Source organism: Sphingomonas paucimobilis NBRC 13935, from assembly GCF_000739895.2.
GTDB lineage: Bacteria > Pseudomonadota > Alphaproteobacteria > Sphingomonadales > Sphingomonadaceae > Sphingomonas > Sphingomonas paucimobilis.
In genome coordinates, this window is the sequence record NZ_BBJS01000012.1 from 103214 (window position 1) to 117277 (window position 14064).

The 14064-nt window shown below is 66.0% G+C and carries 12 protein-coding genes; 5 read left to right on the forward strand and 7 right to left on the reverse strand.

What is annotated here, in order from left to right:
• Window positions 1-2: 2 nt before the first annotated feature.
• The 3 genes from SP6_RS03865 to SP6_RS03875 are packed head-to-tail and all read right to left on the reverse strand — an operon-like array spanning window position 3 to window position 3549.
• On the reverse strand, window positions 3-1283 hold the full coding sequence (locus tag SP6_RS03865) for a cell wall hydrolase (RefSeq protein ID WP_007404365.1): 1281 nt from the start codon (window positions 1281-1283) through the stop codon (window positions 3-5).
• Window positions 1280-2200, reverse strand: a complete 921-nt coding sequence (gene cysK / locus SP6_RS03870; RefSeq protein ID WP_007404288.1) for a cysteine synthase A — start codon at window positions 2198-2200, stop codon at window positions 1280-1282. The genes SP6_RS03865 and cysK overlap by 4 nt, the downstream gene beginning before the upstream one ends.
• Window positions 2197-3549, reverse strand: a complete 1353-nt coding sequence (locus tag SP6_RS03875; protein WP_007404422.1) for an MFS transporter — start codon at window positions 3547-3549, stop codon at window positions 2197-2199. Before SP6_RS03875 ends, cysK begins: the two co-directional genes overlap by 4 nt.
• A 171-nt stretch (window positions 3550-3720) precedes the next feature.
• Between SP6_RS03875 and pdhA the strand changes: the two genes are divergently transcribed.
• The 4 genes from pdhA (at window position 3721) to SP6_RS03895 (ending at window position 7727) form a co-directional block, all read left to right on the forward strand.
• The gene (gene pdhA, locus SP6_RS03880) at window positions 3721-4764 is read left to right on the forward strand and encodes a pyruvate dehydrogenase (acetyl-transferring) E1 component subunit alpha (RefSeq protein ID WP_037568169.1); all 1044 of its coding nucleotides are present in this window, start codon (window positions 3721-3723) and stop codon (window positions 4762-4764) included.
• Window position 4765: 1 nt separating this feature from the next.
• Window positions 4766-6196, forward strand: coding sequence for a pyruvate dehydrogenase complex E1 component subunit beta (locus SP6_RS03885; protein ID WP_007404366.1), 1431 nt, complete (start codon window positions 4766-4768; stop codon window positions 6194-6196).
• Between the two features lie 88 nt (window positions 6197-6284).
• Window positions 6285-6977 carry a squalene/phytoene synthase family protein gene (locus SP6_RS03890; RefSeq protein ID WP_007404377.1) on the forward strand — a complete coding sequence of 231 codons (693 nt, stop codon included), beginning with the start codon at window positions 6285-6287 and terminating at the stop codon, window positions 6975-6977.
• Between the two features lie 258 nt (window positions 6978-7235).
• Window positions 7236-7727 (forward strand): EF-hand domain-containing protein, encoded by a 492-nt coding sequence (locus SP6_RS03895; protein ID WP_037568170.1) that lies wholly within the window; start codon window positions 7236-7238, stop codon window positions 7725-7727.
• Here SP6_RS03895 and trmFO read toward each other — a convergent pair.
• On the reverse strand, window positions 7636-9030 hold the full coding sequence (gene trmFO, locus SP6_RS03900; protein WP_007404439.1) for a methylenetetrahydrofolate--tRNA-(uracil(54)-C(5))-methyltransferase (FADH(2)-oxidizing) TrmFO: 1395 nt from the start codon (window positions 9028-9030) through the stop codon (window positions 7636-7638). The two genes, SP6_RS03895 and trmFO, sit on opposite strands and share 92 nt — an antisense overlap.
• A 74-nt stretch (window positions 9031-9104) precedes the next feature.
• Here trmFO and SP6_RS03905 point away from each other — a divergent pair, with 74 nt between their 5' ends.
• Window positions 9105-9542, forward strand: coding sequence for a DUF488 domain-containing protein (locus SP6_RS03905; RefSeq protein ID WP_037568172.1), 438 nt, complete (start codon window positions 9105-9107; stop codon window positions 9540-9542).
• Between the two features lie 13 nt (window positions 9543-9555).
• Here the strand turns inward: SP6_RS03905 and SP6_RS03910 are convergent, their stop codons facing one another.
• From SP6_RS03910 to gyrA, 3 genes are all read right to left on the reverse strand, one after another.
• Complete coding sequence (locus SP6_RS03910) at window positions 9556-10842, reverse strand: methyl-accepting chemotaxis protein (RefSeq protein ID WP_007404461.1); 1287 nt, start codon at window positions 10840-10842, stop codon at window positions 9556-9558.
• 77 nt (window positions 10843-10919) lie between these two features.
• Complete coding sequence (locus SP6_RS03915; protein ID WP_007404434.1) at window positions 10920-11270, reverse strand: DUF952 domain-containing protein; 351 nt, start codon at window positions 11268-11270, stop codon at window positions 10920-10922.
• Window positions 11267-14017, reverse strand: a complete 2751-nt coding sequence (gene gyrA / locus SP6_RS03920) for a DNA gyrase subunit A (protein ID WP_007404437.1) — start codon at window positions 14015-14017, stop codon at window positions 11267-11269. Before gyrA ends, SP6_RS03915 begins: the two co-directional genes overlap by 4 nt.
• Between the last annotated feature and the right edge of the window lie 47 nt (window positions 14018-14064).

A 14064-nucleotide genomic window follows, 5' to 3' on the forward strand; every position in this document is an offset into this window, starting at 1 on the left:
GCTCAGGGCTGGGGCTTGGCCTCGACGGGAGCGGCGCTGGCGCGGCGGATGCCGGCCAGGTCGCCGAAGGCGGGCGTCGGCGCGGCATTGGGCTGCGTGGTCATGCTCGGCGTGATGGGCAGCACGGTCAGCGTCTGACGCTTCATGCAGCGCGTGCCCTTCATCGCCGGATAGAGCGTGCAATTCCACAAGGTGCGCTCGATGCCCGTCTCGGGGTCGCGCAGATAGCTGAACGCCATCGTTTCCATCTGGACCGGGGTCAGCGGCACCGCCTCGGGCGTCGCGGCGGTGTCGCGCCACGCCATGACGGTGCAGTGGGCGCGGGTGCCGCACAGGCCGAGCGCATAGGCCGCGAACCCCTCGGGGGCCAGGCCGCCGGGCAGGGTGATGAGAAAGGTGTCGGTGTCGTTTGGCAGCGGCGTGGCGGTGCCGGTGACGGCGGCCCCTTCGGCCAGAGCGGCACCCGCCTCGGCGGTTCCTTCCACCCCGGCCCGATGGGCGGGGGAGAAGGGGGCGAGCGATGCGATGACGGGCTCGCCGGGCACGATATGCCGGTTGAAAGCGGGTGGCGTTCCCCACCAGCCCGACCAGCGGAAGAACAAGTGGCTTCCGACCGCCGCGACCTTGTCCAGGCTCGCCTGCCAATAGGGGACGACCCAATCGGTATGGTAATGGGTCGCATGGCCGACGGGGCGGAAGACTTTGCCGTTCAGCGCCATCGCCGCGATCTCGCGGGCCCGGCTCCAGGCGGCTTCGGGCGGCTGCCATTTGGTCAGTGCGCCATCGCACGAGAAGGTGAACTGGCAACCGGTCGTGCGTTCCTGCCCCTCGAACACGACGCCGCAGACCGTCTTGGGAAAGGCAGGATGACGGAGGCGATTGAGCACGACCTGCGCGACGGCCTGCTCGCCCTTGGCATCGTCGCCCGCCTCATAGAGCACGCCCGCCGCCAGACAGTCTAGCGCGCGCGCCTTGTCCTCCGCCGATCCCCGAAAGACGAAGGGGCGGGCCGCCGGGTTGGGATCGGTGGAGAAGGGAATGCCCGCATTATAGGCGCGCGCTTCGTCCGGGCTCATGTCGACAAAGGCGACCGGCTCGACCGGCGGGATTTCGGCCGGTGGCACGACGCGCGGCGTTCGCGTCGGCCGTTGGTCCGACCCGTGCCGGGCATGGGGAATGGCGGGCGCATTCGCCACGAGCAAAGCCGGCACGACGCTCGCCGTGCCGGCTATGGCGATCAGCGCCGCGCGGATGCCGCCGCGCGGCCGAGATGGATCGCTCACTGTTCGGGCAGGAAGTCCGGCACCGACAGATAGCGCTCGCCCGTGTCATAGTTGAAGCCGAGCACGCGCGTGCCATCGGGCAGGTCGGGCAGCTTCTGGAGGATCGCAGCCAGCGTCGCGCCGGACGAGATACCCACGAGAATGCCCTCTTCGGTCGCCGAGCGGCGCGCCATGTCCTTGGCGACATTGGCATCGACCTCGATCACGCCGTCGATCGCCTGGGTATGAAGATTGGCAGGGACGAAGCCGGCGCCGATGCCCTGGATCGGGTGCGGACCCGGCTGGCCCCCCTGAATGACCGGCGAAGCGGCGGGCTCGACCGCATAGACCTTGAGCTCGGGCCATTCCTTCTTCAGCGTCTCGGCAACGCCAGTGATGTGGCCACCGGTGCCGACGCCGGTGATGATCACGTCGATCGGCGAATCGCGGAAGTCGTTCAGGATTTCCTGTGCGGTCGTGCGCACATGCACGTCGATATTCGCGGGGTTCTCGAACTGCTGGGGCATCCAGGCACCGGGCGTGTCGCGCACGATTTCCAGTGCACGCTCGATCGCGCCCTTCATGCCCTTCTCACGCGGAGTCAGGTCGAAGGTCGCGCCATAAGCCAGCATCAGGCGGCGGCGTTCCAGCGACATCGATTCGGGCATGACCAGGATCAGCTTGTAACCCTTGACCGCCGCGACCATCGCGAGACCGACGCCGGTATTGCCGCTGGTCGGCTCGACGATGGTGCCGCCGGGCTTCAGATCGCCCTTGGCCTCGGCCGCCTCGATCATGGCGAGCGCGATACGGTCCTTGATCGACCCGCCGGGGTTGGATCGCTCCGATTTGATCCAGACCTCCGATCCGGGGAACAGCCGCTGGAGCTTGATGTGCGGCGTGTTGCCGATCGTTTCCAGGATGGTGTTGGCCTTCATGGCTTCGCTTCTCCGTGCTGAGGTTCGGTTTCGAGGATCTCGGGAGGGTCAAAGGTTCGCGCGCGCCGGAGTTCCGGGAACAGCCGCGACCAGAGCAGGGTGACGCCGATCGCGCCCAGGCCGCCGAACACCACCGCGCCGACCGGACCCAGAATCGAGGCCATCACCCCGCTTTCGAACTCGCCCAGTTCGTTGGAGGCGGAGATGGTGAGTTGCGACACCGCACTCACCCGGCCGCGCATGACGTCGGGCGTGTGAAGCTGAATGAGGGACTGGCGGACATAGACCGAGACCATGTCCGCCCCGCCAGCGCAGATCAGCGCGACGAGGCTGAGCAGGAAGGCGGGGTGGACGAAGATGCTGGATCCGCCCAGTCCGACCGTTCCGCTCGTCAGCCCCAGCGCGCCGGTAATATGGCTGGCGACGCCGAAGGTCAGGATCGACAGGCCGAAGACGACCACCGCCGCCAGCATCTTGACCCCGACATTGGACTTCATCGGCCGGAACGAGAACCAGATGGCGGTGGTGGCCGCACCGATCCCCATGCCCGCCGCCAGCACGCCCAGCCCCTGCGACCCGACATGCAGGATATCACGCGCATAGACCGGCAGCAGCGAGGTCGCCCCGGCCAGCAGCACCGCGAACAGATCGAGCGTGATCGCCGCCTGCACCAGCCGGTTGCGGCGGACATAGCTAAACCCCTCGACGATGCGGGTCAGCGGACGGCGATCGCTTTGCGCGGGGGGCTGTGGCACCGGGCCTATCAGGGAGATGCAGAGCAAGGCGATCGTGAACAGCGCGGTGGCGACGCCGTAAGCGAATTCGGGATGGACGGCATAGAGGAGGCCGCCGACGCTCGGCCCTGCGATCGTGCCCACCTGCCACGCGATCGAGCTGACCGCGATGGCGGTCGGCAGGCTTTCGCGCGGCACCAGATTGGGCGCCAGCGCCGAATAGGCGGGGCCCGAGAAAGCGCGCGCGATGCCGAACGCGACGGCGGCGGTGAAGAGCGCGCCCAGCGTCAGATGCCCCGACCAGGTCAGCAGCCATAGCGTGGCGGCGGTCAGGACGAGCAATGCGGTCGTCCCCCGCACGATCCACCGCCGGTCGACGCTGTCGGCGACCAGGCCGGTGATCGGGGTCAGCAGGAACAACGGCACGAACTGCGCAAAGCCGATCATGCCCAGCATGAAGGCCGCCTGCCGCACATCCATGGTTTCGCGCGCCAGATTATAGACCTGCCACCCGATGACGATCGACATGGCCGAGACCGCGATCGTGCCGCTGAAACGGGACAGCCAGTAGCTACGGAAATTGGCGATGCGAAAAGGGTGAAGGGGTCTATCCATGGTCGGCGTGCGTTGTAGGCTTCGGTTCGCCGCCAAGGCAACCGAGGCAAAGCTATTCCCCCCTAAAATCCCGCTGTCCCGCTGGGAATTAAGAGGGGGAATTGAGTTTCCTGACAAAGCGCGCCAATAGGCGTCGATCCTTCCCTAACGGAAACAAAGGTGTTCCCGACTGTGGCAAAAGCTCCAAGCCGTACCAGCGAGCCCCCCATTCCCAATCGGGAGCGTCCCGCCGAACCGCAACCGTTCCAGGCTACCAAGGAACAGTTGCTGGATTTCTACAAGCAGATGCTCCTGATCCGCCGCTTCGAAGAAAAGGCGGGCCAGCTTTACGGCCTCGGCCTGATCGGCGGTTTCTGCCACCTCTATATCGGCCAGGAAGCCGTGGCGGTGGGTCTGCAGTCGGCGCTCGACGGCGACAAGGATTCGGTGATCACCGGTTACCGCGACCATGGCCATATGCTGGCCTATGGCATCGATCCCAAGGTCATCATGGCCGAGCTCACGGGGCGTGCCGCCGGCATTTCCAAGGGCAAGGGCGGGTCGATGCACATGTTCTCGACCGAGCATAAATTCTATGGCGGCCATGGCATCGTGGGCGCGCAGGTGTCGCTGGGCACCGGCCTGGCGTTCGGACACAAGTACAGCAATGACGGCGGCGTCTGTCTCGCCTATTTCGGCGACGGTGCTGCCAATCAGGGCCAGGTGTACGAGAGCTTCAACATGGCCGAGCTGTGGAAGCTCCCGATCATCTTCGTGATCGAGAACAACCAGTATGCCATGGGCACCAGTGTCAACCGCGCCTCGTCCGAGGATCAGCTGTATCGCCGTGGCGAGAGCTTCCGCATTCCCGGCATCCAGGTCGACGGCATGGACGTGCTGGCCTGTCGCGGTGCGGCCGAAGAGGCGCTGGCCTGGGTCCGTGCGGGCAAGGGTCCGGTCATCCTCGAGATGAAGACCTATCGCTATCGCGGTCACTCCATGTCGGACCCAGCCAAGTATCGCAGCCGCGAGGAAGTGCAGGGCGTGCGCGACAAGTCGGACCCGATCGACCACGTCAAGAAGCTGCTCGAAGCGCAGGGCGTGACGGAGGCCGATCTGAAGGTCCTGGAGCAGGAGATTCGCAAGCAGGTCAACGAAGCGGCCGACTTCGCCGAACAGACCCCCGAGCCCGATGTGGCTGAACTCTACACTGAAGTGCTGGTGGAGCGTTACTAAGATGGCGATCGAGATCAAGATGCCGGCCCTTTCGCCGACGATGGAAGAGGGCACGCTCGCCAAGTGGCTCGTGAAGGAAGGCGATGCGGTCAAGTCCGGCGACATCATGGCCGAGATCGAGACCGACAAGGCGACGATGGAATTCGAGGCCGTCGATGAGGGCGTGATCGCCAAGATCATCGTCGCCGAGGGCACCGACAATGTGAAGGTCGGTACCGCCATCGCGCTGCTGGCCGAAGAGGGCGAGGACGTTGCGTCTGCCGCCGCGTCGGGCTCGCGTTCGGGCGAGGCCGCCAATGCCGCGCCGAAGAACGAGGCGACCGACCAGAACGCGCCGCCGATGCCGGAAGGCGCGGCTGCGGCCGAGCAGGAAAGCGGCACGCAGAAGCTGGTCGCCGCCGCCGAGCAGGAAGCGCCCGCCTCGCCGGAAATCCCGGAAGGCACCGAGATGGTGAAGCTCACCGTCCGCGAGGCGCTGCGCGATGCGATGGCCGAGGAAATGCGCGCCGACGACCGCGTCTTCGTGATGGGCGAGGAAGTCGCCCAGTATCAGGGCGCGTACAAGGTGACGCAGGGCCTGCTGGACGAATTCGGCGATCGTCGCGTTATCGACACGCCGATCACCGAGTACGGCTTCGCCGGTGTCGGCACCGGTGCCGCGATGGGCGGCCTGCGCCCGGTTATCGAGTTCATGACGTTCAACTTCGCCATGCAGGCGATCGACCACATCATCAACTCGGCCGCCAAGACCAACTACATGTCCGGCGGCCAGATGCGCTGCCCGATCGTGTTCCGTGGCCCTAACGGTGCCGCCAGCCGCGTCGGCGCGCAGCACTCGCAGAACTATGGCCCCTGGTACGCCTCGGTCCCCGGCCTGATCGTGATCGCGCCCTATGACGCGGCCGATGCGAAGGGCTTGCTGAAGGCGGCGATCCGTTCGGAAGACCCGGTCGTGTTCCTCGAAAACGAGCTGATGTACGGCCGTTCGTTCGACGTGCCCAAGCTCGACGATTTCGTCCTGCCGATCGGCAAGGCGCGGATCATGCGCGAGGGCAAGGACGTCACGCTCGTCTCCTACTCGATCGGCGTGGGCGTCGCGCTCGAAGCCGCCGAGAAGCTGGCCGCCGAGGGCATCGATGCGGAGGTCATCGATCTGCGCACGCTGCGTCCGCTCGACACCAAGACGGTGCTGAAGTCGCTCGCCAAGACCAACCGTCTGGTCGTGGTCGAGGAAGGCTGGCCCACCTGCTCGATCGCGTCGGAAATCACCGCCGTCGTGATGGAGGAAGGGTTCGACGACCTCGACGCGCCGGTGCTGCGCGTGACCAACGAGGACGTGCCGCTACCTTATGCCGCCAACCTCGAAAAGCTGGCGCTGGTCGACGCGAACAAGGTCGTCGCGGCGGTCAAGAAGGTGACCTATCGCGGCTAAGCCTTGGATATCCTTGTGATATGAAGGGGGCCTTCCGGAAAACCGGGAGGCCCTTTTTCATGCGCATTACCTGTGCGAAGGGCAGGGGATGATCGACACCCCCGCCGCCGCCACGCCCCCGCCCGCCATCGAAGCGGTGATGCGCGAACAGGCGCTGGCGGTGGGTTACGCGTCCGCCTCGGCGCGGGAGGGTTTTGCAGCACTGCTCGACCTCGATCACCAACTCGCGTCGATCCTGCAAAGCACCACCGAACCGATGATCGGCCAAATGCGGCTGACCTGGTGGTATGAGGTGCTGGAGAAGCTCGACCGCGAGCCTGTGCCCGCGCATCCGGTGTTGCAGCGGCTGGCAGCTTCGGTGCTGCCCAGCGGGGTGCGGGGGGCAGACCTGGCGCCGATGATCGAGGGGTGGGAGGCGCTGCTGGACGACGGCGAACCGCTGGATGACACGCGCGTCGAGCGTCATGCCGAGGCGCGGGGCGGGGTATTGTTTGCGTCCATCGGGCGGTTGCTGGGGCAGGCGGGGATGGCGCCCTTGGGGGCGGCCTGGGCCAAGGCCGATCTGGCGCAGCATGTCTCCGATGTTGCAATCCGCGCGCGAATCGGGACGGCGGCTTCGTCGGAATTGGACGCAGCGCTGACGGAGAAGGCACCCAAGACGGTTCGCGGTTTGAGCGGCCTGGCCGTTCTGGCGCGCGAAAGCCTTCGTCACCCGGACCGTCTGCCCGGCCATCCTCTACGTGCCGCGCGGCTGGCATGGCATGGCCTGACCGGGCGCTGAATTCAGAAGCGTCATCCATCCCGGCGAAGGCCGGAGGTATCGCCAGTGCCGGAACTTTGCCTCCCCCGTCTGTCCGTAGCGCATCACGAGCCGCACAGAAACTGGACCCCGGCCTCTGCCGGGGTGGAGTGAAGGGGGGAGTCAGCCCACACCCAACCCCCGTCCAGTCTGAGCGAAGCCGAAGGCCACGGGAAAACCTTGCCGCCTATGCCTAACCCCGGTTAACCATAACTTCGTCGAACGGGGGGGACGGGACCGATGTGGCGCTATCTGGCCGGTGGGTTGGGCACGCTTGTGCTCGTGGGCTCGGGGCTGTTCCTATGGGGCAGCCGACCCGACATGCCATCCCCGCTCCCCGCCGCGAATGCTGCTGCAGTGGCCACACCGCAGACCGCTGATGACGACACTCCACTCCCGGAAGCCTCCGCCCGCACCCGCGAGCAGAAGCGCTTCGACCGCTACGACAAGGATCGCGACGGCACGATCACCCGCGAGGAATATCTCGCCGCGCGGCGCAAGGCTTACGCCAAGCTGGACCGCGACGGCGATGGCAAGCTGAGTTTCGACGAATGGGCTATCAAGGCCACGACCAAATTCGCCACCGCCGACCAGGATAAGTCGGGCACGATGAACGCGGCCGAGTTCGCCACCACCGCCGTCAAGCGTCGACCGGCTGTTCGGCGGGACTGTCCGCCGGCACGAACGGCACCGGCTGAGGCACCGGAGGGGGCCCCGGCGGAAGAGAGTTGAGCCAGCCGGGCAGCGCCTCGCGCGCGCGGTCGGTGTACATCTTCTTGCGGTCGGCCTTCTTGGTCCGGCCGGGGATGGGGGGGAATAGGCCGAAATTGACGTTCATCGGCTGATAGGTCTCGGCCTCGGCCAGCCCGGTGATGTGACCCAGCAATGCACCCAAGGCCGTTTCGACCGGCGGCGGGGCGATGGTCTTGCCGGTCAGCTCAGCGGCAGCGAAACGCCCCGCGAGCAGGCCGATCGCGGCGCTCTCGATATATCCCTCGCACCCCGTGATCTGGCCCGCGAAACGCAGGTTCGGCCGCGACTTCAGCCGCAGCGTCGCGTCGAGCAGTTCGGGCGAACGGATGAAGGTGTTGCGGTGAAGCCCACCCAGTCGCGCGAACTCGGCCTTCTCCAGACCCGGGATGGTGCGGAAGATGCGAATCTGCTCGGCATATTTCAGCTTGGTCTGGAAGCCCACGATGTTCCACAGCGTGCCCGCCGCATTGTCCTGCCGCAACTGGACAACGGCATAGGGCCAGCGCCCGGTACGTGGATCGTCGAGCCCGACGCCCTTCATCGGGCCGAAACGCAGCGTCTCGACTCCGCGCTCGGCCATCACCTCGACGGGCATACAGCCGTCGAAATAAGGTGTGTCCTTTTCCCACTCGCGGAATTCGGTTTTCTCGCCGTCGAGCAGGGCCTGATGGAAAGCGTAATATTGCTCCTTGTCCATCGGGCAGTTGATGTAATCCTTGCTCGTGCCCTTGTTCCAGCGGCTCTGGAACCAGGCGACGTCCATGTCGATCGACTCGCGGTGGACGATGGGGGCGATCGCATCGAAAAAGGCCAGCGCCTCCGCGCCCGTCGCCTCACCGATACCGCCGGCCAGCGACGGCGCGGTCAGCGGGCCGGTGGCGATGATCGCAGGCCCCTCGGGCAGGGCATCGATACGCTCGCGGACGATGGTGATGTTCGGGTGTGCCTCCAGCGCCGCCGTCACCCCGCCCGAAAAGCCATCGCGGTCGACGGCCAAAGCCGACCCCGCGGGCACCGCATGGGTGTCACCCTTGGCCATGATGATCGAGCCGAGCGCCCGCATTTCCTGGTGCAGCAGCCCGACCGCATTGGAGGTCGCGTCATCCGAGCGGAAGGAATTGGAGCAGACCAGCTCGGCCAGATCGCCGCCATGATGGGCCGGCGTCGTATCCGCCCCGCCGCGCATTTCCGACAGGCGTACCGTCAGCCCCGCCTCGGCCAACTGCCACGCGGCTTCCGATCCGGCCAGCCCGCCGCCGATCACATGAATGTCATAGTTCATGAGGCGGCCTTAGACCTGGAAGTCGTCGGGTGGAAGGACTTGCGGCGGGCGGGCACGACCGCCACCTCTGGTCCATGACCACCATCTATACCATCGGTTATGAAGGCGCGACGGTCGACGGCTTTCTGGCAACGTTGAAACAGGCGGGCGTCGAGAGGCTGATCGATGTCCGGGCATTGCCATCGTCGCGGCGCCCGGGTTTCTCGAAGTCGCCCCTGGCCGCCGCGCTCAGCGAGGTCGGGATCGAATATGTCCATCTGCGCGATCTGGGTACGCCGAAGCGCGGACGCGATGCCGCCAAGAAGGGCGATGTCGCCACGCTGCGCGCGGTTTACGACGAGCAACTGGAACTGGACGAGGCACAGGTGGCCGCGCACAAGATGCTCGATCTAGCGGCCGAACGTCCCAGCGTGCTGCTTTGCTACGAGCGCGATCCTTGCCACTGCCATCGTACGCTGCTGCTCGAGGCGGTGGGGCAGGATATGACGGTGGTGGACCTGTATGTAGAGTAAGCCCCGCCGGGGATCAGGCGGCGACGAGATACACGAACTGGCTTGTCCGTTCGCGCAACTCGCCGATCGTACGGGTCAGCGCGGCGGCGAGGCGGTGGAGCGTCCCCGCATCCTGATCGATCCGTGCGGCACCGTGCTGGATATGGTCGACTTGGCCGGCGATGTTGCGGGCGGCGGTGACCGACTGATCGACATGGGCGGCGATCGCGGTGGTGGAGGGGCCTTGGGCCGCGACGGCCTGATCGATCGAGCGGGAGAGGCGGCCGATTGCCTCGACCGCATCATGCAATTCCCGTTGATCCGCGACCAGTTCGTGCAGCGCCGACGTGATCGCGCCGACATTGATCGTGGCGTCGCGTGCAGCGTCGCGCGTCTGTCGGGCCAGGGCCTTGACCTCATGAGCGACCACCGCAAAGCCGCGCCCGGCATCGCCTGCGCGCGCCGCCTCGATCGCGGCGTTGAGCGCGAGCAGGTTGGTACGGGTCGCCACCCCCTCGATCAGCGCCAGCATGGTGTCGATGGCGGTCGCGCTGTCGGTCAGCACCTGGGCGCTGCGTTGGGCGCGGCCGATCTTGTCCTGCACCTGTTCGCGGATCAGGCGCGCCTGCGTCATGTCATGGGTGATGGCGACAAAGGCAGCGGCGAGCGCATGGCCACGCTGGGCGATGTCGCTAAGCGCAGTGCCGGTCTCACGTGTCGTCTCGGCGACATGTTGGGCGCCGGCATGCGCGCTGGCGGCGTGGTTGGTCAGGTTCACGGCGGTGTCGCCGATATCCTCGATCGCGCGGGCCAGCGTGTCGGATAGGGCGGCGACGTCCGATGTGAAGTGGCGAGTCTCACGGTCGACCACGCGGGCGCGTGCCATTTGCTCCCGCGCCAGGGCCATTTGCGCATCCGCCGCCCGCCGGGCGATGATCGCCGCGCCCAGCATCCCGGCATAGCGGCCATTTTCGGTCAGGATCAGCGCATCGGGTGCGCCCCAATCGGCATGGATGGCCAGTTGCTCGCCGATCGGCGCGCTCGCCTCGCAAGCGGGGTGGGGGCGGACATAGCCGTCCAGCGCCGCGCCGAAATCCGGATTTTGTAGAAGCGCATGGCCGAACGGATTGTAGAGAAGCGCTTTCAGATCCGCCTCGCGGATCGCGCCGACCGGCCGCCGATCATCATCGAGGACCGGCAAAAGCCGCAGGTCGGGATGCCGTCGAAATAGCGCGACCGCCTCGGTCAGCGACGCACCGATATCAATCACCGGATCGTCGTCGCCAGCGGCGGACCATGCGGAGAACTGGGGCGGCTTCATGCCCCATCCCTAACGCCGTAATCGTAAATGCGGCGTTAGGGATTTATGACGTTTCCGTGACGACAAAAGGATCGGCTTTACCCGGTAATGGGCAGTTTAACCGTTCCGTCTTCGTCGCGCTTCATCGGGCTGTAAGCCACCACGGCCGTCAGCGGCAGCGGTGCGTAAAGATGTGGGAATAGCTGGCCGCCCCGGCTTTCCTCCCACTTCACCGCTTCGCCCATCGCCTCCAGATCGACCGCCGCGATGTGCAGGTCGGTCTGGTTGGCGAAATGCTTGTCCACCGTCTCGGTCAACTGGGCGGCGGTGGACAGGTGGATATAGCCATCGGCGATATCTACCGGCGCGCCCGTAAAGACGCCCTCTTGTTCCAGCGCCGCCATCTGTTCGGCAGTCAGCACCTTATAGGCGGTTGCGGGGTGGGTCATTCGCCATCCTCCGGACCAGCGGCCAGATTCTCGCCCACTTCCGCATCGGGTTCGGGGGCGATTTCGGCGGTGCCGTCGGCCAGGTTCATCTCGGCATCTTCCTCGGTCTCCTCGATGCGCGCGGCCGAGACGACATGCTCGCCCGGTGCCACGTTGAAGAGCCGCAGCCCCGCCGAGCCGCGCCCGATGACACGCAGGCTCGCCAACGACATGCGGATCAGCTTGGCCTGATCGGTGACGAGCATCAATTGATGCCCCTTCGATGCAGGGAAGCTTGCCACGACATCGCCGTTGCGGGCGATATTGTCGATATTGGTGATGCCCTGACCACCACGACCCGTGCGCCGATATTCATAGGCGGAGGACAGCTTGCCATAGCCATTGGCGCAGACGGTCAGGATGAACTGCTCGCTCTCACGCAGTTCCTCATACCGCTCGACCGACAGCTCGGGCTCGCCTTCCTTCTCGCCCTTCCAGGGAGCAAAGCGCAAGTAAGCCTCGCGCTCCTCCTGGGTGGTGCCGACGCGGTGCAGGACCGAGAGCGAGATGACCTCGTCCTCGCCCTTAAGCGCGATGCCGCGCACGCCGGTCGAGGTGCGGCTCTGGAACTCGCGCACATCGTCCGCGGCGAAGCGGATCGCCCGGCCGCAACGGGTGGCGAGCAGCACATCGTCCTCCGCGCCGAGCAGCGCGACGCCGATCAGCCGGTCCTCGCTCTCGTCGTCGAAGCGCATCGCGATCTTGCCGTTCGAGGGAACGTTGGTGAATGCGTCCATCGAGTTGCGGCGCACGGCACCCTTGGCGGTGGCGAACATGACGTGGAGCTTGCCCCACTCCGCCTCGTCCTCGGGCAGGGGCAACACGGTCGAAATGACCTCGCCCGGTGCCAGCGGCAACAGGTTGACCATCGGCCGCCCGCGCGTGGCGGGTCCGCCTTCGGGCAGGCGCCAGACCTTGTAACGATAGACCTTGCCATGGTTCGAGAAGAACAGGACTGGCGTGTGCGTACTGGTCACGAACAGCTCGGTGACGACGTCCTCGTCCTTGGTCGCCATGCCCGAGCGGCCCTTGCCGCCCCGGTTCTGCGCGCGGAAGGCATCGAGCGGTGTGCGCTTGATATAGCCCTGCATGGTCACGGTGACGACCATGTCCTCGCGCTCGATCAGGTCCTCGTCGTCGATGCCATCGGCGGCGGCGGCGATTTCCGAGCGGCGCGGGGTGGCGAACTGGTCGCGGATCGCCACCAACTCGCCACGCATGACCTCGTACAGCTTCACGCGGTTGGCGAGGATTTCGAGCAACTCGGTGATCGAGTCCGCCAGACCCTTCAACTCGTCGCCGATCTCGTCGCGGCCGAGCGCGGTCAGGCGGTGCAAGCGCAGATCGAGGATCGCGCGAACCTGCGTCTCCGACAGGCGATAGGTGTCGCCAAAGCCTTCGCTTTCGACCGCTTCGACCAGACGGATATAGGGCGCGATCTCGGCGATCGGCCATTCGCGGGCGAGCAGCGCCTCACGCGCGGCGACCGGCGAAGCCGAACCCCGGATGATCCGCACCACCTCGTCCAGGTTCGTCACCGCGATGACGAGACCCAGCAAGATGTGCGCTCGCTCACGCGCCTTGGCCAGTTCGAACTTCGAGCGGCGGGTGATGACCTGCTCGCGGAACTGAACGAACGCCTGGATGATGTCGCGCAGGTTCAGCAGCTCGGGGCGGCCGCCGCGAATGGCGAGCATATTGGCCGGGAAGCTGGTCTGGGCGGGGGTGTGCCGCCACAACTGGTTGAGCACGACTTCCGGGGTCGCGTCGCGCTTCAGGTCGATGACGATGCGAACGCCTTCGCGGTTCGATTCGTCGCGAATGTCGCTGATCCCCTCGATCCGCTTTTCCTTGGCGGCCTCGGCGATCTTTTCAACGAGTGCGTTCTTGCCCTGTTGATAGGGGATTTCGGTCAGGACGATGGCCCGACGGTCGCCGCGCATTTCCTCAATCTCGTGGCGCGAACGCACGATGATCGACCCGCGCCCGGTCTGGTACGCCGACCGCGCGCCCGAGCGGCCGAGGATCAGCGCGCCGGTGGGGAAGTCGGGGGCGGGGACGATCTCGTTCAGTTCTTCGACCGTGATCGCGCCGTTTTCCATATAGGCGAGACAGGCGTTGACCACCTCGCCCAGATTGTGCGGCGGGATGTTGGTCGCCATGCCGACCGCGATACCGCCCGCGCCATTGACCAGCAGGTTCGGATATTGCGCGGGCAGGACGGAGGGTTCGCGCTCCGAGCCGTCATAGTTGGGCTGGAAGTCGACCGTGTCCTTGTCGAGATCGTCGAGCAGCGAATTGGCCACCTTGGCCAGACGCGCTTCGGTGTAACGCATCGCGGCGGGCGGATCGGGGTCCATCGAGCCGAAATTGCCCTGACCGTCGATCAGCGGCACGCGCATCGACCAGTCCTGCGCCATGCGGGCCAGCGCGTCATAGATCGCACTGTCGCCGTGCGGATGGTATTTACCCATGACGTCGCCGACGATGCGCGCCGACTTGCGGTACGGCTTGCCCGCGACGAAGCCGCTTTCGGCGGCCGAATAGAGGATACGGCGATGGACGGGCTTCAGGCCGTCACGCACGTCGGGCAGCGCACGCGCCACGATCACGCTCATCGCATAGTCGAGATAGCTCGACTTCATCTCGTCGACGATGGAGATCGTCGAAATATCGGAAGGTTCCGCGAGGGTCGTCTCGTCGGCCAAAGTCTGTTGCTTTCCGGGTTGGTGGTCAGATGGGAATTGTCGTTCCT

What these genes read in the sequence shown, in the direction of transcription:
- cysK (WP_007404288.1), bottom strand. Translation starts at nt 2,200, where the DNA reads ATGAAGGCCAACACCATCCTGGAAACGATCGGCAACACGCCGCACATC.
- SP6_RS03875 (WP_007404422.1), bottom strand. Translation starts at nt 3,549, where the DNA reads ATGGATAGACCCCTTCACCCTTTTCGCATCGCCAATTTCCGTAGCTAC.
- SP6_RS03885 (WP_007404366.1), top strand. Translation starts at nt 4,766, where the DNA reads ATGGCGATCGAGATCAAGATGCCGGCCCTTTCGCCGACGATGGAAGAG.
- SP6_RS03890 (WP_007404377.1), top strand. Translation starts at nt 6,285, where the DNA reads ATGATCGACACCCCCGCCGCCGCCACGCCCCCGCCCGCCATCGAAGCG.
- SP6_RS03895 (WP_037568170.1), top strand. Translation starts at nt 7,236, where the DNA reads ATGTGGCGCTATCTGGCCGGTGGGTTGGGCACGCTTGTGCTCGTGGGC.
- trmFO (WP_007404439.1), bottom strand. Translation starts at nt 9,030, where the DNA reads ATGAACTATGACATTCATGTGATCGGCGGCGGGCTGGCCGGATCGGAA.
- SP6_RS03905 (WP_037568172.1), top strand. Translation starts at nt 9,105, where the DNA reads ATGACCACCATCTATACCATCGGTTATGAAGGCGCGACGGTCGACGGC.
- SP6_RS03910 (WP_007404461.1), bottom strand. Translation starts at nt 10,842, where the DNA reads ATGAAGCCGCCCCAGTTCTCCGCATGGTCCGCCGCTGGCGACGACGAT.
- SP6_RS03915 (WP_007404434.1), bottom strand. Translation starts at nt 11,270, where the DNA reads ATGACCCACCCCGCAACCGCCTATAAGGTGCTGACTGCCGAACAGATG.